The organism is Bartonella sp. AC329YNZD (genome assembly GCF_042196685.1).
GTDB lineage: Bacteria > Pseudomonadota > Alphaproteobacteria > Rhizobiales > Rhizobiaceae > Bartonella.
This window is the reverse complement of the sequence record NZ_JBHIQS010000103.1, coordinates 1-779: the sequence shown is the minus strand read 5'-3', so window position 1 is coordinate 779 and position 779 is coordinate 1. Positions and strand designations below refer to the sequence as shown.

At 32.6% G+C, this 779-nt stretch carries 1 protein-coding gene; it reads left to right on the top strand.

Annotated features, from left to right (window positions below; genetic code table 11):
* The first annotated feature begins 45 nt into the window (after positions 1–45).
* On the top strand, positions 46–738 hold the full coding sequence (locus tag ACFIMW_RS09430) for a type IV secretion system protein (protein ID WP_375608918.1): 693 nt from the start codon (positions 46–48) through the stop codon (positions 736–738).
* The last annotated feature ends 41 nt before the right edge of the window (positions 739–779 follow it).

Here is a 779-nt window from a genome sequence, read left to right as displayed (position 1 = left end):
AATCAAGCGAGGAGACAGATGAGAAAGATCTTTATTATAACAGGAATGATTATAGCTTTTGGATTGCCAAATTTAGCTCTAGCATTCCAATGGGGGCATTATCCAAATCCAAATGCATTAAACAAGAATTCTCCATCTCCTCCATCAAAAGAATATTTGGAGCTTATTGAATTATTAAAAAAACAAATTGATTTAACAGGAAGAGAAATTTTATTCGCAGAAGGCATTCATAAAGCTCTAACAAAGGATAAAATCAACGATCATAGAAAAGTGGATTATACCAGTTTTTTTCTCAAAAATCCAGAATCGATCTACGATGAAAATGAACGTTCAAATGAGCTATATAAACAGATTTTAGAAAATGAAGAAAGGATTTTTGGAAGTCCTAATCGGATGGGTCCAGCTCTTTTTGCACGTTTACAACATATGTCAGCCCTAGATAAAGCTGTAACTTTGCAAACTTTTCAAGCAGTAGAAAATCGTTCTCGCTATATCATAGCCCTGTTAAATGCATTGGATAAAACAGATAATGTAAAAGAGATCTTGGATGTTCAAACAATTGTGGAGGGCACATTAACTATGATTAAAAATGAATCTATAAAGCTGCAAATGGTTGCACATTTACGTGACGCTGAGCGCGTGCTTACTAAAATGTATAGACGCAAAATTGATATGAAAATTTTTAACAGTACTAATAAGGATATGCCTCGCATACGGTTTTACCAAAATTCTTTATAACATTTGTTTTCTCTATTTTATGAAAATAATCCTATTGTACA

Excerpts from the sequence above, each read along its gene's own strand:
- ACFIMW_RS09430 (WP_375608918.1), top strand. The coding sequence starts at position 46 with ATGATTATAGCTTTTGGATTGCCAAATTTAGCTCTAGCATTCCAATGG.